Raw genomic sequence first — 17,951 nt, 5'->3', positions numbered from 1 at the left:
AAACGCGACAACCCGCGCCGCTATCCCGCCTGCCGCTGAGCGACACGCTGCCCCTCGGCGATGCTGGCCGAGGGAAACAAAATCACCATGTCGCCCGGTTGCAAACCATCCAGGACCTGGGCGTCGATACCGTTATTCTGTCCGATCCGAACCGAACGCAGGCGGGCGCGCCCGTCCTCGACCCGGAACACCGCCCAGTCACCGCCCTGCCGGAACAGTGCGCTGGACGGCACGATCTGCACCGCGTCACCCTGCCAAACCACGATGCGCACTTCGACGCGGTATCCGTGGCCCAACCCTGCAGGCTTGTCGCCCTCAAACGAGATCGTGGTCTCGACCCGCTGTTCCTCGACGCCCAGCGCGGAGAACTTGGTATAGCCATAGGGGTCTATGCGGCGGACCGCCCCGACCAGATCGCCGACCCCGCCCCAGTTGGTGATGATCACGCGGTTGCCAACCTCCACCTGCACCGCATCCGAAGACAGCAATTCGGCCGTCACCTCGAGATCGCCCTCGATATCGCCGATCTCAAGGATCGGTTCGCCGGCGGGCAGCGTGGTTTCGCTTTTGTGCAGGACCTTGAGGATGGTGCCGTCGATCGGGGCGCGCAGCGGAATGCTGGGCGACAGATGGTTGCCCTGAGATATCGCGGCCGCCAGGCCCTGATCCTCGAACCCGATCAGATACGCGCGGGCATTGGTCAGTTCGGCCTCGCGCATGGCAATGGCGGCGTGCATCGTGTCGACATTGGCATCCGCCACCCGCGCTGCCTGCCGGGCGCGTTCCAGCGACACCTTGCTGACGATCTCGCGGCTCACCAACTGGCGGATCCGCTCCAGTTCGCCCTGGGCGAACTCGTGAGTGGCCTTTGCCGCCTCGAGATCTGCCTGGGCCACGCGCAGGCCGGCCTCGGCGGCGCTGACGGCGGCATGTGCCTGTTCGCGGGTGCGCACGTCCAGCGCCGAAGGGTTGGCTGGGCGCATCCGGGCCACGATGGTCTCGTTGCGCACCACCTTTTCCCCCGGCAGGACCGACACGCGCTGCAATTCGCCGGCCACCGGGCTGGACACGACATAGGGTTCGCGCACCTGGGTGCGGCCCTCTTCGTTGATCGTGACGGTCATTGCGCCGATCCGCACCGGCGCCATGTCAACCAGCATCGCACGCGGCCAGAACGCCACCGCAAGCCCGGCCGCCAGCATCAGCGACGCCGCCAGCGTCATCGCCTGGCGCGACCATCTGCGTTTCTTCGCCATGCGTTTACTCCCTCGTCTTCAGCGCGGCGACCAGATCGCTGTTGTCGATATCACGCTTGACCAGCCAGCCGGAAACCAGCGCCGCCAGAACCACGACGATGATGGCGGTACCATAGCTGGCCGGGTTCACCGTCGTCGGCAACTGATAAATGTCGGTGCTGAAACCGGCCGAGATGGCAAAGGTCAGCGCATATCCCCCGGCCACCCCGATGGGCAGCGCCAGCAGGGTCACGACCGCAAGTTCGCCCAGCATAACAAAGGCCACTTCGGCGCGGGTAAAGCCCAGCACCCTGAGGCCGGCCAGATCCCGCGCCCGTTCCGCTTGTGCCACCCGGGCGGCATTGTAGATGACGCCGAACGTGATCACCACGGCGATCAGGGCCATGACATAGCGCGTGCCCCCGGCACCCTGATCCATCATCCGCTGGAATGCCGCGCGCGTGTCAGCCTTGAGACTGACCCCGGCCACCATCGGCATATCCTTGAGCGCGCGATAGACCTTGTCGGCCTGGGCGCCGTCGATGCGCAGATAGGCACCCGACACCCGCAGCGGTTCGCCCAGCACCCGGTTCAGCGCCTCCAGTTCCATATAGGCGGGCGCGCCCAGCTGACTCTCGGCCACCGCGATCACCGGGATGTCTGCCTGCGGCTGGCGCCCCTCTCGTACGTTCACGCGCATCACCTGGCCCGGTGCCATGTTCAGCGACCGGGCCAATCCGGTGGACAGGATAACCCCGTCGCCCCGCAGATAGATGCCCCGTTGTCCGGCATCCACCGCCCGGTTCAGCCGGGGCTGCGCAAGCAACCCGTTGATCGCGCCGCGATAGGACCGGGTGCCATATGTCAGGATCGCCGGAACGATCCGCACCGGTTCGACCTCGATCACCCCTGGCAGGCTTTCCAGATCATAGGCGGCACGCGCCTGCAGCGGATGGATGAAGGTGACGCTGACATCGCTGCGGTCGATCACGCCAAAGGACAGCTCCATCATGGTGTCAAAACTGGCCAGCAGCGCGGCCATCGCCGCCGACAGGGCCACGCCGGCGGCCACGCCGGCCACGGCGCCGGCCATCCGCAGCGGCTGGCGGGTCAGGCGGCGCAGAACCATGCGGCTGGGCTGATCCAGATAGCGGTTCAGGCGGGCACCGATGCGCCCGGTGCGGCTGTAATCCGGCGGCGCAGCCGGGCGCATCGCATCTGCCGGAGTCAGGGTGAACACCCGGCGCAGCACCAGCAACCCGCCGGCCGAAGCCGACAGGATGCTGACCAGAAAGCCCGTGACGAAGGCCGAGGGATCCAGCCGGAACACCAGAAACGGGAACTTGAAATAGATCAGGTAGAAATCGACCATCGCCCGCCCCGCGGCGATGCCCAGCAGACAACCGGCCAGCGCGCCGCCGGTCGCGATCGTCAGGATCAGCAGGAAATAATGGCCCCCGACCTCGGCATTGGTATAGCCAAAGGCCTTCATCAGCCCGATCTCCTCGCGCTCGGCCTGGACCATGCGCGAGATCACGATGTACAGCAGAAAGGCCGCAACCGCCAGAAACACCGGCGGCACGCTGCCCGAAGTGGTGCGCATGCCGTTGATTTCTTCGGACACAAACTTGTTCGACGGCATGTCCGCCAGGCCATAGGCCCCCAGACCGCCATACTGGTCCAGCAAATGATCGACCCGGTCGATCACCGCAGCTGGCTGAGTGCCGCGCGACAGGGACAGGATCGCCTCGTTAAAGGCGCCCTTCATGTCAAACGCCGCCTCCAGGGTCCTGCGCGTCATCCACAGGACCGCAAAACGTTTGTCATCGACCACCAGTTCGCCGGGCGCGGCGGTATAGAGAAATTCGGGCGCATGGGCGAAACCGACAATGATGAAATCGCGGCGAAAACCGTTTATCGTCGCCCAAAGGCGGTCGCCCGGCGCCAGCCCGTGCGCCACCGCAAAGCTTTTCAGCACCACGACTTCACCCTCACGGTCGGGTTCGACCCGGCGCCCGTCGGTCAGGTAGATGTCATTCAAATCCGGGCTGCGGTAATCGGGCAGCGACACCGTCTGGGCACGGATCGGCAGCGTGCGTCCGCCCAGGTCGATCAGGGCGCTGCCGACCACCCGGAGCTCGACCGCCGTCACACCCGGTATGCGCCGCAGATCTGCCGCCAGCCGCTCTGGCGCGCGCGCCACCGGGGCAAAGACATCGGCCAGCCGATAGCGTTCGTAATAGGCCCGGCGGGTCTCGTCCAGCGAGGCGACCAGCCCGGTCATCATCACCTGCAACAGCACGCCCACTGCGATCACCGAGGCGATGGCGACGGCCTGACCCTTTATGCGCCAGAGATCGCGCAGCAGTTTGCGGTTCAACGGGGACACGTGCAGCCTACCATTCGATCTGTTCCGGTGTCAGCTTGGTCTCATTGATCGTCACTTCGGTCACATCGCCGTCGCCGAACCGGATCACCCGGTCGGCCATGGCCGCCTGCGAGGCGGCATGAGTCACGATCAGCACCGTGGCGCCCAGCTGTTCGTTGACATCCTTCAGCACGTTCAGCACCGCCCGCCCGGTGGTGCTGTCCAAGGCCCCGGTGGGCTCGTCGCAGAACAGCACGTCGGGCTGTTTCGCCACCGCGCGGGCGATCGCCACCCGCTGCTGTTCGCCCCCTGACAACTGCGCCGGGAAATGATCCGAGCGTCGGTCCAGCCCGACCAGCGCCAGCGCCGCATCCGGGTCCATCGGATCGGCGGCGATCTCGGTCACCAGTTCGACATTCTCGCGCGCCGTCAGGCTGGGCATCAGGTTGTAGAACTGAAACACGAAACCGACGTGATCGCGGCGATAGCGAGTCAGTTCGGTATCGTTCATGTCGCTCAGGCTGCGGTCCCGGAACATCACCTCGCCCTCGGTGGCGCGATCCAGCCCGCCGATGATGTTCAGCAAGGTCGACTTGCCGCTGCCCGAAGGCCCCAGCAGCACGACGAACTCGCCCTCGGGTATCTCCAGATCGACCCCGCGCAGGGCATGCACGGCGGCCGCCCCCTCGCCATAGATCTTTTTCAGACCCCGGGTGGTAAAGGTGTTCAGACGCATTCCTGCCCCGCTTTCGCCCAGCGAGCAAACGGCAAAACCCGGCGCGTTTCAACCCGCCATGCCGGTCCATCGCTTCACTGGGGGCGGTGCGACCGGATATAGGCGTCGATCTCGGCGGCCTCGTCGGTGTCCAGCCGCAACCCCAGCTTGCTGCGCCGCCACAGGAAATCCTCGGCGCTGCGCACCCATTCATGGGCGATGCCCCAGTCCAGCTCGCGCGCGGTGATCGTGGCGCCGAACTCCTGTCCCAGGTCGGCGGCGTCCTGCGCGCCCTTCAGCAGGACATGGGCCTCGGTGCCATAGGTACGCGCCAGCCGCCGGGCCCAGCCCGGCGACAGAAAGCCGTGGCGCGCCCGCAACCCGGCGACAAGATCGTCAATTCCATCGACCGGAAAATCCCCCCCCGGCAACGTTGCGCGCGCGGTCCAGTCGCCTCCGGTCTGCGGCAGGACCGTCCGCACCTGTGCCAGCGCCGCCTCGGCCAACTTGCGATAGGTGGTGATCTTGCCGCCAAAGACATTCAGCAGCGCCGCGCCGTCCTCGCGGGTCAGCCGCAACACGTAATCCCGCGTCGCCGCCGTCGCCGAGGCGGCGCCATCGTCATAAAGCGGGCGCACCCCGGCATAGCTCCAGACCACATCCGCCTCGGTCATGGGCCGGTCCAGATACTGCGCGACACAGTCCAGCAGATAGCGCCGTTCGGCGGCACTGCAGACCGGACGTTCGGAGGGGTCGTCATGTTCGACATCGGTGGTGCCGATCAGGGTGAAATCCTGCTCATAGGGGATGGCGAAGACGATGCGCCCGTCGCTGCCCTGAAAGAAATAACTCTTGCCGTGATCAAACAGCGACCGGGTGACGATGTGGCTGCCGCGCACCAGACGCACGCGGTCGCGCGCCCGGGTGTGGATGGTATTGCGGATAATGTCGCCGACCCAGGGTCCGCCGGCATTGACCAGCATACGCGCGTGCAGAATGCGGCGCGCGCCGGTGTCCTGGTCCTGCAGCGCGATCCGCCAAAGACCATCCACCGGCTGTGCCCCGATCACCCGCGTACGGGTCATGATCCGCGCGCCGCGCGCGGCGGCATCACGGGCGTTCAGCACCACCAGCCGGGCATCGTCAACCCAGCAATCGGAATACTCATAAGCCCGGCGAAGCCGCGATTGCAGCGGCGCCCCCGCGGGATCGCGGGTCAGATCCAGCGTCGCGGTGCCCGGCAGGATACGGCGACCCCCCAGGTGATCATAGAGGAACAGGCCCAGCCGGATCTGCCAGGCCGGACGCCGCCCCTTCATCCAGGGCATGACACGGGACAGCAGTTTGGAGGCCGGTGTGTCGGTCTCAAACCGCATGTCCGGATGCACGGGCAGCACAAAGCGCATGGGCCACGCGATATGCGGCATCGCGCGCAACAGGATTTCGCGCTCGATCAGCGCCTCGCGCACCAGCCGGAACTCGAAATATTCCAGATAGCGCAGCCCGCCATGGATCAGCTTGGTCGAGGCCGAAGACGTCGCCGAGGCGAGATCGCCCATCTCTGCCAGCGCCACGGTCAGGCCGCGCCCGGCCGCGTCGCGGGCGATGCCGCAACCGTTGATGCCGCCACCGATGACGAACAGATCCAGAGGGGGCGGCGCGGTCTCAGACATCGGCAGCCCCGGCCACCAGCATCGCCGTGGCCCCGCGCATGGCGGCATCGCAGAACCGCAGCGGCGGGGCGCGGTCGGATTTCGTTTGATCACAGAACAGAACCCGGCGGGCGCCGCCGCGCGTGCTGTTCACCAGCCTACCCTGTGCCAGATCGCGCAGATCGCTGCGTACTGTCTGCGGGCCGCCCCGGAATTGCCGGGCCAATGCCTGCAACCCGACATGTCCGGCGCTCGCGCTCCGAGACAGTATTGCCTGATGCCGACGTTCGATGTCCGTCATACCCCTGTTCATCGTGCTCCGCCGGCCCTTTGCTGGCGCCCGTCTTTGCCTGCACAGGTCTTTTGTATTCATTTCGGCTTATCTGTCTTTCGAAAATTTCGCAAATATTTCGAAATATTTACCTTTCAACCGATGCCATTTCCACAGCCCGGACGCTGTTTCGACTTGCCCCCGCTCTGACCTGTGCCCCGGCACACGCACCGCCTCCCCGCGACCCGCATTGCGTCAAGGCTGGATAATGCAGCTTTTCGTGGTGTTTCCCATTGCCTGAAAAGCGAGGCTTACCTAGGGTTGTGACAATACCCCCCCAGACACTTTTTCAGTGAAACGGATTTGACATGACCTTTAGCTTTTCCATTTTTCTCAGCAAACGCTTCTGGATCGGACTGATTCTGCTGATCGCCCTTGCGCTGTTTCTGTTCTGGCGCAGCACCACCGTACAGGTGCTGCTGGAAACGCTGGCGGCCCCCGATCTGCCCGACATTCCGGCACCGCAGGCCCGCGTGGCGCTGGACCAGAACTGGTCGCCGGAAACCACCGAACGCTTTCATTTCATTTCGCAGGGCACCGAGACGCTACCGATTCCCTATTCCTGGCTGCTGGCGCTGGAACAACCCGAAAAAACCGCTTTTGGCCTGCTGTGGCCGGACAGCGAACCGGGTTTTGTCGCCCCCGACTATTTGCGGCGCTATGGTTTCATTCCCGCCGAAGCGTCCGCAGACAACCCCGATGGCCTGCCCATCGGGTTCGCCACGACGCCGTTCCAAAACATCCCCGGCTATGCCGCGACCACGACAGCGGTCGGGTTCACCTGCGCGGCCTGCCACACTGCGCATTTCACCTATGAAGGCACCGAATACATCGTCAATGGCGGCCCCTCGACGGTCGATCTGCAATTGCTGTCCAAAGGGATCGGCGCCGCGCTGGGCCAGACTCTGCTGGCCTCGAAACTGCCGCTGCCCAACCGCCGCTTTGACCGGTTTGCCCGCAATGTTCTGGGGGCGACCTATTCCGAAAAGGGCAAGGCAGCTCTGGCCGCCGAACTGCAAACCGTGCTCGACGCGGTGGCCAAGACAGCCGACGTCATCGAGGTTGCCGAAGGGTTCGGTCGGCTGGATGCGCTGAACCGCATCGGCAATCAGGTATTTTCCAAGAACACCGGCCGCAAAGAGAATTATCAGGCGATCAATGCGCCGGTGAATTTCCCCCATATCTGGACCGCCAGCTGGTTTGACTGGGTGCAATATGACGGCTCGATCATGCAGCCGCTGGTGCGCAATGCCGGCGAGGCGATGGGCGTGCACGCATCGGTGGACACTATTGCACCGGTGGATGGCGGGCGGTTTTCCTCGTCGGTGCCAGTGCAGAACCTGAAATGGATCGAGGACAATCTGGCCGGGGACACGCCGCCTTTCCGGTCGCAAAGGTTCAAGGGCCTGCACGGTCCGGCCTGGCCCGACGCCCTGCCGCCGATCGACGCAGCGCTGGCCGCCCAGGGCCGTGAACTCTACGGCAAACACTGTGCCGGTTGTCACCTGCCGCCGCTGGACAGCGATGCAATCTGGAGCGAGCGATACTTCCGCCCCATAAGATATATGGAAAACGGCCGCCCTACCGAGACCAAAGAGGCATTTCTGGCGCTCAACATCCTGCCGCTGAAAAAAATCGGCACCGATCCGGCGCAATCCGCGGTTCTGTCCACACGCACCGTCAACACCGCCGCCGACCCGGCCACCGGTCTGGAGTCCATCGGCATTGACGCGGTCGTCTGCACGCCGCGCCCGCGCTTTGCCGGGCCGGGTCCACGATCCGGGAAAACCCAACTGGACAGCCGCGTCTATGATCGCGCCAGCGGCCAGGACAATCAGCTGGTGCAGGTGCGCGTCACTGACGGGCCACAGCTGAAATTCGCCCTTGCCCTGGGGGCCATCGTCCAGCAGGTCGACAACCGCTGGTTTGACAACAACTTCATCCCCGAGGATCTGCGCCCCTATTTCGAGGGCGAACGCCCCAATTGCCTGCAGGCCGGTGCGGGGTACAAGGCACGTCCGCTGAACGGCGTCTGGGCCACGGCACCTTTCCTGCATAACGGTTCAGTACCGACGCTGGACGATCTGTTGCGTCCGGCCGATCAGCGCCCGGCCTTCGTGCGCCTGGGCAACCCGGAATTCGACCCGGTCAAGGTCGGTCTGGCGCAGTCTGCGCTGAGTGGCGACAATTATCCGCCCTATCAGGACGGTTTTTTTGTTCTGGACACCTCGCTGCCCGGCAATCGCAACATCGGCCATGCCTTTGGAGCAAGCGCCACTGGCGACCGCACCGGGGTGATCGGCCCCGCCCTCAGCGACGATCAGCGCCGCGCCCTGATCGAATATCTGAAAACGCTCTGAATCGCAGCAGAGTCCACGTCATGTGAAATTGGTTCTTGCCCTCAGGGGCAAGGGCGCTGTATGCGGGAATCACGCAGGGGGGTCCCACCGAGGGGACTGAGAGGCTGACGGGGCATTTGCCCGGCGACGCGACCCTTTGAACCTGACCCAGTTGACACTGGCGTAGGAAGCTAGGCGCGCATTTGGCGGACCGGAATATGGGCCGTCACAGCCGACAAGGGGACCAACCGGTCTCTGCCTCCCAGCCAAACTCATCTGTGTCTTTTTGAGTGGAAGCTTGAGGAGCACCGATATGAACGTCCCGAACCCCAAGATCACAACGGGTGCTTTGCCCGCTTCGCGCAAGATTTACGTCGATGGCACGCTGCACCCGGATGTGCGCGTCCCGATGCGCGAAATCGCCACCCACCCGACGGCAGGTGAGCCGCCGCTGCCAGTCTATGACAGTTCCGGCCCCTATACCGACCCCGACATCCTGACCGACATCCGCCAGGGTCTGCCCGCGCTGCGCCGCGACTGGATCCTGGCGCGCGGCGATGTTCAGACCTATGCGGGGCGTGGGGTGACCTCTGCCGATAACGGTTTCGTCGAAGGCGACCGGCTGACCCCGGAATTTCCGGTCCGGCCGTCGCCGCTGCGTGCCACGGATGGCCGGGCCGTGACCCAGCTGGCCTATGCCCGCGCCGGCATCGTCACCCCCGAGATGGAATTCATCGCCATTCGCGAGAACCAGCTGCGCGAGACCGTCGCCCCCCGCGACGGGCAGGATTTCGGCGCCAACATCCCGGATTTCGTGACCCCGGAATTCGTGCGCGACGAGGTCGCCGCCGGCCGCGCGATCATTCCCGCCAACATCAACCACCCGGAACTGGAACCGATGATCATCGGGCGCAATTTCCTGGTCAAGATCAACGCCAACATGGGCACCTCGGCGGTCACTTCCTCGATGGAGGAAGAGGTCGACAAGCTGGTCTGGGCGATCCGCTGGGGTGCTGACACGGTGATGGACCTGTCGACCGGGCGCAACATCCACAACACCCGCGAATGGATCATCCGCAACAGCCCGGTGCCGATCGGCACGGTGCCGATCTATCAGGCGCTGGAAAAGGTCAACGGCATTGCCGAGGACCTGACCTGGGAGGTGTTCCGCGACACGCTGATCGAACAGGCCGAACAGGGGGTCGACTATTTCACCATCCACGCCGGCGTGCGCCTGCACATGGTGCCGATGACCGCCGAACGGGTGACCGGCATCGTCAGCCGCGGCGGCTCGATCATGGCGAAATGGTGCCTGCACCACCACAAAGAGAGCTTTCTCTACGAGCATTTCGACGAGATCTGCGACATCTGCCGCGCCTATGACGTCAGTTTCAGCCTGGGCGACGGGCTGCGTCCGGGTTCGATCGCCGATGCCAATGACGCCGCACAGTTCGCCGAGCTGGAGACCCTGGGCGAACTGACCAAGATCGCCTGGGCCAAGGATTGTCAGGTGATGATCGAGGGGCCGGGCCATGTCGCCATGCACAAGATCAAGGAGAACATGGACAAGCAGCTGGAATGCTGCCACGAGGCGCCCTTTTACACGCTGGGACCGCTGACCACCGACATCGCGCCGGGCTATGACCACATCACCAGCGGCATCGGGGCGGCGATGATTGGCTGGTTCGGCTGTGCCATGCTGTGCTACGTCACCCCCAAGGAACATCTGGGCCTGCCGGACCGCGACGACGTGAAAACCGGGGTGATCACCTACAAGATCGCCGCCCACGCCGCCGATCTGGCCAAGGGTCTGCCGGGGGCACAGCGGCGCGACGATGCCCTGTCCCGCGCGCGGTTCGAGTTCCGTTGGGAAGACCAGTTCAACCTGTCTCTGGACCCGGACACGGCGCGGGAATTCCACGACCAGACCCTGCCTAAAGAGGCGCACAAGGTGGCGCATTTCTGCTCGATGTGCGGCCCGAAATTCTGCTCGATGCGGATTTCCCACGACATCCGCGCCGAGGCCCAGAAGGAGGGTATGGCGGCCATGGCCGCCAAGTTCCGCGAAGGCGGAGAGCTGTATGTGCCGGTCAAGGAACCGGGCGAATGATCCGTATCGCGGGGGCCGGCCTTGCCGGCCTCGCCTGTGCGCTGGAATTGCTGCGGCGAGGGGCGCGGGTCATCCTGTATGAACGTGGCCAGCAGGTCGGGCAGGACAGTGTCGCGCGGCTGGCCGGCGGCATGCTGGCGCCCTGGTGCGAACGCGAAAGCGCCGAAGCCGAGGTGGTGACCCTGGGCGCTGCCGCGGCGGACTGGTGGTCGGCGGTGACCCCGGTCACCCGCCGGGGCACGCTGGTGGTGGCGCCGGCCCGGGACCACGCCGAGCTGACCCGTTTTGCGCGCCGCACCAGCGGCTATGACCAGGTGTCACAGACCGAGATCGCAGCCCTGGAACCGGCCCTGTCGGACCGGTTCGCGAATGGGCTGCATTTCACCCGAGAAGCGCATCTTGACCCGCGACGGGCCTTGACGGATCTCGCCGCCAAGGTCACCGCATTGGGCGGCGAGATCCGGGTGGGCACCGCGGCACCGGCCGGGGTCGATCTGGATTGCACCGGCATCGCCGCCGCCCTGCCCGGCCTGCGCGCGGTACGCGGCGAAATGGCCCTGTTGCACTGCCCCGAGGTGACGCTGACCCGCACGTTGCGCCTGTTGCATCCGCGGGTGCCGATCTATCTGGTGCCCCGCGGAGACAGCCAATACATGCTGGGTGCGACGATGGTGGAAAGCGACAGTTCGCGCCCGCCCACGGTGCGGGCGCTGATCGAGCTTTTGAGCGCGGCCTATACGCTGCATCCGGCCTTTGCCGAGGCCGCAGCGATCGAGACCGGCGCCGGCCTGCGCCCGGCCTTTGACGACAACCTGCCCCGTCTCATCGAGCAGGATGGCACCCTGTTCCTGAACGGGCTGTACCGCCATGGTTTTCTGCTTGCGCCCGCGATGGCGCGACAGGTGGCCGAACGACTTTTCCCGGAGACCTCTGATGAATATCCTCGTGAATTCAGAACCGCATAGGATCACCTGTGCCAGCCTCGGCGAGGCGCTTGCGGAACTGGGCTTTACCAGCCCGGCCATCGCGACCGCGCTGAACGGCGCCTTCGTGGCCCGCAATGCCCGTGCCACCACCCGCTTGCAGGATGGCGACCGGCTCGAGGTGCTGGCCCCGATGCAAGGGGGATAAGATGCAGTTCTACGATACCGAGATCGCCTCGCCCCTGTTTTTGGGCACCGCGCAATACCCGTCGCCGGCCATCCTGAAAGCTGCCATCGCGGCCAGCGGCACCGATGTCGTCACCGTCAGCCTGCGCCGCGAATCCGCCGGCGGCAGCGGCAGCGGCTTTTGGGATCTGCTGCGCGACACCGGCTGCCGCATCCTGCCCAACACCGCCGGCTGTCATTCGGTGCAGGAGGCGGTGACCACGGCGCGCATGGCGCGCGACCTGTTTCAAACAGACTGGATAAAGCTGGAAGTGATCGGGCATTCCGATAATCTGCAGCCGGATGTCTTTGGGCTGGTCGAGGCGGCGCGAATCCTGGCCGACGACAGCTTTCAGGTGTTTCCCTACACCACCGACGATCTGGTGGTCGGCGAAAAGCTGATCGAGGCGGGATGCCGGGTGCTGATGCCCTGGGGGGCGCCGATCGGATCGGGCCAGGGGTTGCGCAATCCCGACGCGCTGCGCGCGATGCGGGCGCATTTTCCGGATGTGCCGCTGATCGTGGATGCCGGTATAGGCCGCCCGTCGGATGCCGCACAGGCGATGGAGCTGGGCATGGACGCGGTTCTGATGAACACTGCCGTCGCCCGCGCCGGCGACCCGGTGGCCATGGCCCGCGCCATGGCGTTGGCGGTTCAGGCCGGACAGCTGGGCCACGGTGCCGACCCTATGCCGCGCCGCGACATGGCGGTGCCCTCGACCCCGATCCTGGGCCGGGCAGAACTGATATGATGCAACGTTTCTATCTGATCGCCGGCGATGTCGATCTGCTGGCGCGTCTGGTGCCGCTGGGGGTCAGGCTGGTGCAACTGCGGATCAAAGACGCCCCCGCTCAGCAATTGCGCCGGGACATCGCCCGCGCCCGCGACATCTGTGCGGCGCATGGGGCGCAGCTGGTGGTCAACGACCATTGGGAGGCAGCGCTGGATCTGGGCTGTGACTTTGTACATCTGGGGCAAGAGGACATGGACAGCGCGGATTTCGCCGCATTGCGCAAAGCCGGGATGCGGGTCGGTCTGTCGACCCATGACCGGGCCGAACTGGACCGCGCTCTGTCGCAGGATCCGGCCTATGTCGCGCTGGGACCGGTCTATCCGACCCTGCTGAAACAGATGAAATGGGCGCCCCAGGGGCTGGAACGGTTGGCAAAGTGGAAACGCCGGGTCGGCGCAACGCCGCTGGTGGCCATCGGCGGGCTGACCCCCGAGCGCCTGCCCGAAGTCTTTGCTGCCGGTGCGGACAGCGCCGCCGTCGTCACCGATATCCAGCAGGCCGCCGATCCCTCGGCCCGCACGCTGGAATGGATAAGGGCCTGTCAGCCATGAGCCGATACGAACGCCAAATGACGCTGCCCGAGATCGGCGCCGCGGGGCAGGACCGGCTGGCGAGCGCCGATGTGCTGGTTGTCGGCGCCGGCGGTCTGGGCAGCCCGGTGCTGCAATACCTGGCCGGAGCCGGCGTCGGACATATCGCGCTGGTCGATCCGGACCGGGTCGAGGAAAGCAATCTGCATCGTCAGCCGCTATTTGCCATGTCCGATGTCGGCCAGGCCAAGGCGCTGGCCGCCCGCGACCGATTGTGCGCCGCCAACCCCGATATCCGCGTCAGCGCCCATGTCACCGCGCTGGACCCGGCAAATGCACCGGCACTGGCGGCGCAGGCCGATCTGGTGATCGACGCGGCCGACAGTTATGCGGTGTCCTATACCCTGTCGGATCTGTGCCTGTCACTGGGGACGCCACTGGTGTCGGCCAGCGTTCTTGGCCAGTCCGGCTATGTCGGCGGTTTCTGCGGCACCGCGCCGTCGCTGCGGGCGGTGTTTCCGGACCTGCCCACCGGCGGTGCGACCTGCGCCAACGCCGGGGTGATGGGGCCGGTGGTCGGCATGATCGGCGCGCTGCAGGCACAGATGGCCCTGCAAATTCTGCTGGGCCACACGCCATCCCCCTTGGGCCGGATGGTCTCGGTCGATGCGCAGAGCCTTCATTTCTCGGGGTTTTCCTTTCTCGATGCCCCGGAACCGGACATCGCCTTTCCGTTTCTGGCCCCGGTCCAGCTGACCCACCACGACCGCATCATCGAATTGCGCACCGCAGACGAAGCCCCCGATCCGGTCCACGCCCATGCAATTCGTCTGACGGGGGCAAAGCCACCCGAGATCGGGCCGCCCGATCCGGCGATGCGCACCGTCCTGTGCTGCAGCAGCGGCTTGCGCGCCTGGCGCGCCGCCGCGGCCCTGGCTGCACAAGGCCATGACAATCTGGCGCTCTGCGCAACGGGCCGCGCGGGCGAATGAAGACACTGTTGATCATTGCCGGCACCGACAGCAGCGGTGGCGCCGGACTGACCCGGGACACCGCGACCGCGACCACGCTGGGTCTGCAGGTCAAGCCGGTGGTCACCGCCGTGACCGCACAGAGCAACGGTGCGCTGCATCACTGCCACCCGGTTCCGGTCGCGGCGGTACAGGCCCAGTTCACCGCCGCGTTCCGGGACCGGCCACCCGACGCCGTCAAGATCGGCATGTTGGCCTCTGCTGACATCGTTGACGCGGTGGCCGACATGCTGACCGATCACCCGTTGCCGGGGGTGCTGGACCCGGTTCTGAGATCCAGTTCCGGCGGCGTCCTGCTGGCCGATGAGGGTCTGCAGCCGCTGTTCCCGCTTGTCAGCCTGCTGACCCCCAATCTGGACGAGTCCGCCACGCTGACCGGCCGGTCTTTTGCCGATACCACATCCGAGATCCGTCACCAGGCCGCCCGATTGCGTGCCAGCGGTGCAAGCGCGGTTCTGATCAAGGGCGGTCACGGAACCGGCACCACCTGTACCGATCACCTGTTTCGGTCCACGGGTCAAACCGCCATCAGCGCGCCGCGCTTGCCGCAGACGCGGCGCGGCACTGGCTGCACGCTGGCCACCGCCATCGCCTGTTACCTGGCCCAGGGCCGGACACTGGAGCATGCCTGCCGGCTGGCGCGGCGCCATGTGCAGGACTGGCTGGCCGGCGATGGCCCGGACCGTTCGCACCCGCCGCGCGGCCTTTGCTGATCGCTCGGCGGGCGCGACCGCGCCCCGCCGGCCCGCGCCTATTGCACGATGATCAGGTGCATGAAACGCGGACCATGCGCACCGCGAATGTTCTTGGCCTCGATATCGGCCGTGCCGCTGGTGCCGGTGACGATGGTCAGATTGCGCGGCTGGTTGCGCTGGCCCGGACCAACAAAATCGAACACGTCCTCGAGATGACGGCGGATTAGCGACTGGCGCACCACGACCACGTGATGCAGCGGCAGAAAGTTCATCAGCGTCGGCGCATCCCTGGCCGAACCGAACACCACCGACCCGGTCTCGGCCACCGCCAGGTCGGCGATCGTCACCGCCACCGGTTCGTTCGCCGCCGGTTCGTTGTGGCAGCGGATGTCGCCCCAATCCAACCCGGTCAGTTCCGCGCGCGGTTGCAACGCGATCATCCCGGGCAGCGCGACCCGGTCGAGATAGGCCGCGACCTCGGCCGGAACATCCGCCAGCGCGGCCACCTGCGACACCGTGGCGGTCACGCGCTCCGAGGTGGCTTTTTCGATGAACCGGTCCAGATTGTTCTGGCCGGTAAAACCGGGACGCAGCGCCGCCGGTTCACCGATCAGCGCCTTGGCCTCGGCGGCGATCCGGTCGGCTGCCGCAAGCGGTCCGTTGGCGCCGCGAATGGCCTGGAAAATGGCGTCTCTGGCTTCGCTCATCGGCTGGCCCTCCGGCTGTATTGCTGCATGAAAGTGCCCAGTTCGGGTTGCGGCAGATCGCGGTCCCGGGTCCAGTTACCCGCCATCGGAAAACGCCGGATGCGGCCCCGGTTCCACGACCAGAGCCTGAGACCGAACACCGCCACCCCCGTGGCCAGGTGATAGAGGCGCGGCCGCCGCGCCAGCCAGCCCCACACCCCCAGCGCCGTGCGGGTGACGGCGGGGGTCAGGTCTTCTTCGAATTGCCGCGCCCGCAGGCTGCGCAGCATGTCCGGCAACGGAATATTGACCGGGCAGACCTCTTTGCAGCGCCCGTTCAGCGTGCAGGCATTGGGCAGGTCCTTGGTATTTTTCAGACCCGACATCGCCGGCGTCAGCACCGACCCCATCGGGCCGGGATAGACCGCGCCATAGGCATGCCCGCCCACCGCCGCATAGACCGGACAGTGGTTCATGCAGGCACCGCAGCGGATGCATTGCAGCATCGGGCGCAGAAAACTGCCCAGCATTTCGGTGCGGTGATTGTCGACCAGCACGATATGCAGGTTTTCCGGACCATCGGCATCGCCTGCCCGTTTCGGGCCGTTGTAAAACGTCGTGTACTGGGTGATCTCGGCGCCAATGGCGGCCCGCGACAGCAGGCGCAGGAACACCGCGCCATGCTGCATGCTGGGCACGATCTTTTCGATCCCCGCCGTCACGATATGGGTCCTGGGTGGCGTCACCGTCAATTCGGCATTGCCCTCGTTGGTGACGGTGACGACCGAGCCGGTATCGGCGATCAGGAAATTCGCCCCCGAAATGCCGATATCAGCATCCAGAAACTTTTGTCGCAACTCGCGCCGGGCGCTTTCCACCAGCGCGGCCACCTCGTCGCTGTCCGAGGGTTCGGCATGTTTCTCGCGAAACAGGTCGGCCACCTGTTCGTGGGTCTTGTGCATCGCCGGCATCACGATATGGCTGGGCGGATCCTCGGCCAGTTGGATGATATGTTCGGCCAGATCGGTCTCGACCCGTTCGATCCCCGCTGCCGCCAGCGCATCGGGCAATCCGATCTCTTCGCCCAGCATCGACTTGACCCGGGTAACGCTCTTGGCGCCCGCCTCTTGGCAGAGGCGGGTAACGATCCCGGTCGCTTCCCGGGGCGTGCGCGCCCAATGCACCGTCGCGCCGGCCGCCTTGGCGTTCGTTTCAAACTGTTCGAGATAATGCGCCAGGTTGTCCAGCGTGTGCTGCTTGATCCGTTCGGCCGCAGTACGCGCGGCGTCGTATTCCGCGAACTCGTCGATCACCTGCGCCCGGCGGCGCTGTAACAGGCCGGTGGTGCGGGTCAGCGCAATCTTCAGGGTCGGATCGGCCAGGGCCGCCTTGGCATTCTGGCGGAACAGATGCGATTCCTGCCTCATCCCCGGTCCTCCGGCTTGCAGATGGCCGGCCCCTCGGCCATGCCGGCCAGCACCTCGATCGTGTGATAGGCCCGGACGTCCGAGCCGCGGCGGCTGAGCTTGCCGGCCATGTTCATCAGACAGCCCATGTCGCCGCCCAACAGCGTGTCCGCCCCGGTAGCAGCGATCTTGTCGGCCTTGTCGCCGACGATGGCGTTGCTGACATCCGGGTATTTCACGCAAAAGGTCCCGCCAAAGCCGCAGCATTCGTCATTGCCCTGCAAAGGCGTCAGGCGCAGCCCGTCGACATCGGCCAACAGCGCGCGGGGCTGATCATGCACCCCCAGATCGCGCAGACCGGAACAACTGTCGTGATAGGTGGCCAGCCCGTCATAGCGGATGCCCTCGGGGCGATAATGCATGACGTCGCTCAGAAAGCTCAGGATCTCCCATGTTTTGGCCGACAGCGCCCGCTGCCGCACCGCCCATGCATCATCATCGGCAAAGAGTTCGGCATAGTGGCTGCGGATCATGCTGGCACAGGATCCCGACGGCACCACGACATAGTCGAACGGCTCGAACGCCGCGATCACCTGTTTCGCCAGGGTCCGCGTGGTCTCGTCGTCACCGCTGTTATAGGCCGGCTGGCCACAGCAGGTCTGGGCGCGCGGCACCGTGACCTCGCAGCCGGCGCGTTCCAGCACCGTCAGACTGGCAAAGCCGATATTCGGGCGCATCGCATCGACGATGCAGGTTACAAAGAACCCGACCCGTGGCTTGGGTTTCAGATCATCGGTCATGAATTCCTCCTGTGTTGCCCCGCGGCGGAACCGCGCCGGGCGCCCCCCGGCCGCCGGGGCCGCCGGGGGGATGGGACCCGGTTTAGGTGATCATGGGTATGAGTTTGTCTA

General features: G+C 65.6%; 16 protein-coding genes and 1 riboswitch. Of the genes, 8 read left to right on the top strand and 8 right to left on the bottom strand.

The window, feature by feature from the left end; all coding sequences use genetic code 11:
- Window positions 1-20: 20 nt before the first annotated feature.
- The 5 genes from ACFMPD_RS06795 to ACFMPD_RS06775 form a co-directional block, all read right to left on the bottom strand.
- Window positions 21-1,256 (bottom strand): efflux RND transporter periplasmic adaptor subunit, encoded by a 1,236-nt coding sequence (locus ACFMPD_RS06795; protein WP_380993041.1) that lies wholly within the window; start codon window positions 1,254-1,256, stop codon window positions 21-23.
- Window positions 1,257-1,260: 4 nt separating this feature from the next.
- Window positions 1,261-3,624 (bottom strand): ABC transporter permease, encoded by a 2,364-nt coding sequence (locus ACFMPD_RS06790; protein WP_380993040.1) that lies wholly within the window; start codon window positions 3,622-3,624, stop codon window positions 1,261-1,263.
- Window positions 3,625-3,631: 7 nt separating this feature from the next.
- Window positions 3,632-4,339, bottom strand: coding sequence for an ABC transporter ATP-binding protein (locus ACFMPD_RS06785; protein ID WP_380993039.1), 708 nt, complete (start codon window positions 4,337-4,339; stop codon window positions 3,632-3,634).
- Between the two features lie 74 nt (window positions 4,340-4,413).
- On the bottom strand, window positions 4,414-5,991 hold the full coding sequence (gene glpD / locus ACFMPD_RS06780) for a glycerol-3-phosphate dehydrogenase (protein WP_380993038.1): 1,578 nt from the start codon (window positions 5,989-5,991) through the stop codon (window positions 4,414-4,416).
- Complete coding sequence (locus ACFMPD_RS06775; RefSeq protein ID WP_380993037.1) at window positions 5,984-6,271, bottom strand: DeoR family transcriptional regulator; 288 nt, start codon at window positions 6,269-6,271, stop codon at window positions 5,984-5,986. Before ACFMPD_RS06775 ends, glpD begins: the two co-directional genes overlap by 8 nt.
- Before the next feature lie 338 nt (window positions 6,272-6,609).
- Between ACFMPD_RS06775 and ACFMPD_RS06770 the strand changes: the two genes are divergently transcribed.
- From ACFMPD_RS06770 to thiD, 8 genes are all read left to right on the top strand, one after another.
- A complete protein-coding gene (locus ACFMPD_RS06770; RefSeq protein ID WP_380993036.1) occupies window positions 6,610-8,661 on the top strand; it encodes a di-heme-cytochrome C peroxidase in 2,052 nt (683 codons plus the stop codon).
- Between the two features lie 65 nt (window positions 8,662-8,726).
- Window positions 8,727-8,847: riboswitch (TPP riboswitch) on the top strand.
- 106 nt (window positions 8,848-8,953) lie between these two features.
- On the top strand, window positions 8,954-10,750 hold the full coding sequence (gene thiC / locus ACFMPD_RS06765; RefSeq protein ID WP_380993035.1) for a phosphomethylpyrimidine synthase ThiC: 1,797 nt from the start codon (window positions 8,954-8,956) through the stop codon (window positions 10,748-10,750).
- A complete protein-coding gene (locus tag ACFMPD_RS06760; RefSeq protein ID WP_380993034.1) occupies window positions 10,747-11,715 on the top strand; it encodes an FAD-dependent oxidoreductase in 969 nt (322 codons plus the stop codon). The genes thiC and ACFMPD_RS06760 overlap by 4 nt, the downstream gene beginning before the upstream one ends.
- The gene (gene thiS / locus ACFMPD_RS06755; RefSeq protein ID WP_380993033.1) at window positions 11,684-11,881 is read left to right on the top strand and encodes a sulfur carrier protein ThiS; all 198 of its coding nucleotides are present in this window, start codon (window positions 11,684-11,686) and stop codon (window positions 11,879-11,881) included. Before ACFMPD_RS06760 ends, thiS begins: the two co-directional genes overlap by 32 nt.
- 1 nt (window position 11,882) lies before the next feature.
- Window positions 11,883-12,650, top strand: coding sequence for a thiazole synthase (locus ACFMPD_RS06750; protein WP_380993032.1), 768 nt, complete (start codon window positions 11,883-11,885; stop codon window positions 12,648-12,650).
- On the top strand, window positions 12,650-13,243 hold the full coding sequence (locus ACFMPD_RS06745; protein ID WP_380993031.1) for a thiamine phosphate synthase: 594 nt from the start codon (window positions 12,650-12,652) through the stop codon (window positions 13,241-13,243). Before ACFMPD_RS06750 ends, ACFMPD_RS06745 begins: the two co-directional genes overlap by 1 nt.
- Window positions 13,240-14,214 (top strand): HesA/MoeB/ThiF family protein, encoded by a 975-nt coding sequence (locus ACFMPD_RS06740; protein WP_380993030.1) that lies wholly within the window; start codon window positions 13,240-13,242, stop codon window positions 14,212-14,214. Before ACFMPD_RS06745 ends, ACFMPD_RS06740 begins: the two co-directional genes overlap by 4 nt.
- Window positions 14,211-14,966: a bifunctional hydroxymethylpyrimidine kinase/phosphomethylpyrimidine kinase gene (gene thiD, locus ACFMPD_RS06735; RefSeq protein WP_380993029.1), complete on the top strand. Its 756-nt coding sequence runs from the start codon at window positions 14,211-14,213 to the stop codon at window positions 14,964-14,966. Before ACFMPD_RS06740 ends, thiD begins: the two co-directional genes overlap by 4 nt.
- Before the next feature lie 38 nt (window positions 14,967-15,004).
- Here thiD and ACFMPD_RS06730 read toward each other — a convergent pair whose 3' ends face one another.
- The 3 genes from ACFMPD_RS06730 to ACFMPD_RS06720 are packed head-to-tail and all read right to left on the bottom strand — an operon-like array spanning window position 15,005 to window position 17,840.
- On the bottom strand, window positions 15,005-15,655 hold the full coding sequence (locus ACFMPD_RS06730) for a LutC/YkgG family protein (RefSeq protein WP_380993028.1): 651 nt from the start codon (window positions 15,653-15,655) through the stop codon (window positions 15,005-15,007).
- Window positions 15,652-17,061: a LutB/LldF family L-lactate oxidation iron-sulfur protein gene (locus ACFMPD_RS06725; RefSeq protein ID WP_380993027.1), complete on the bottom strand. Its 1,410-nt coding sequence runs from the start codon at window positions 17,059-17,061 to the stop codon at window positions 15,652-15,654. The genes ACFMPD_RS06730 and ACFMPD_RS06725 overlap by 4 nt, the downstream gene beginning before the upstream one ends.
- Window positions 17,058-17,840 carry a (Fe-S)-binding protein gene (locus ACFMPD_RS06720; protein ID WP_380993026.1) on the bottom strand — a complete coding sequence of 261 codons (783 nt, stop codon included), beginning with the start codon at window positions 17,838-17,840 and terminating at the stop codon, window positions 17,058-17,060. The genes ACFMPD_RS06725 and ACFMPD_RS06720 overlap by 4 nt, the downstream gene beginning before the upstream one ends.
- Window positions 17,841-17,951: the final 111 nt, after the last annotated feature.

It is taken from the genome of Sedimentitalea sediminis, from assembly GCF_042687825.1.
Taxonomy (GTDB): domain Bacteria; phylum Pseudomonadota; class Alphaproteobacteria; order Rhodobacterales; family Rhodobacteraceae; genus Sedimentitalea.
This window is presented reverse-complemented; position numbering and strand designations above follow the sequence as displayed.

What these genes read in the sequence shown, in the direction of transcription:
- thiD (WP_380993029.1), top strand. Translation starts at nt 14,211, where the DNA reads ATGAAGACACTGTTGATCATTGCCGGCACCGACAGCAGCGGTGGCGCC.
- ACFMPD_RS06725 (WP_380993027.1), bottom strand. Translation starts at nt 17,061, where the DNA reads ATGAGGCAGGAATCGCATCTGTTCCGCCAGAATGCCAAGGCGGCCCTG.
- ACFMPD_RS06720 (WP_380993026.1), bottom strand. Translation starts at nt 17,840, where the DNA reads ATGACCGATGATCTGAAACCCAAGCCACGGGTCGGGTTCTTTGTAACC.
- thiC (WP_380993035.1), top strand. Translation starts at nt 8,954, where the DNA reads ATGAACGTCCCGAACCCCAAGATCACAACGGGTGCTTTGCCCGCTTCG.
- thiS (WP_380993033.1), top strand. Translation starts at nt 11,684, where the DNA reads ATGAATATCCTCGTGAATTCAGAACCGCATAGGATCACCTGTGCCAGC.
- ACFMPD_RS06750 (WP_380993032.1), top strand. Translation starts at nt 11,883, where the DNA reads ATGCAGTTCTACGATACCGAGATCGCCTCGCCCCTGTTTTTGGGCACC.
- ACFMPD_RS06775 (WP_380993037.1), bottom strand. Translation starts at nt 6,271, where the DNA reads ATGACGGACATCGAACGTCGGCATCAGGCAATACTGTCTCGGAGCGCG.
- ACFMPD_RS06745 (WP_380993031.1), top strand. Translation starts at nt 12,650, where the DNA reads ATGCAACGTTTCTATCTGATCGCCGGCGATGTCGATCTGCTGGCGCGT.
- ACFMPD_RS06785 (WP_380993039.1), bottom strand. Translation starts at nt 4,339, where the DNA reads ATGCGTCTGAACACCTTTACCACCCGGGGTCTGAAAAAGATCTATGGC.
- ACFMPD_RS06770 (WP_380993036.1), top strand. Translation starts at nt 6,610, where the DNA reads ATGACCTTTAGCTTTTCCATTTTTCTCAGCAAACGCTTCTGGATCGGA.
- glpD (WP_380993038.1), bottom strand. Translation starts at nt 5,991, where the DNA reads ATGTCTGAGACCGCGCCGCCCCCTCTGGATCTGTTCGTCATCGGTGGC.
- ACFMPD_RS06760 (WP_380993034.1), top strand. Translation starts at nt 10,747, where the DNA reads ATGATCCGTATCGCGGGGGCCGGCCTTGCCGGCCTCGCCTGTGCGCTG.
- ACFMPD_RS06730 (WP_380993028.1), bottom strand. Translation starts at nt 15,655, where the DNA reads ATGAGCGAAGCCAGAGACGCCATTTTCCAGGCCATTCGCGGCGCCAAC.
- ACFMPD_RS06740 (WP_380993030.1), top strand. Translation starts at nt 13,240, where the DNA reads ATGAGCCGATACGAACGCCAAATGACGCTGCCCGAGATCGGCGCCGCG.
- ACFMPD_RS06795 (WP_380993041.1), bottom strand. Translation starts at nt 1,256, where the DNA reads ATGGCGAAGAAACGCAGATGGTCGCGCCAGGCGATGACGCTGGCGGCG.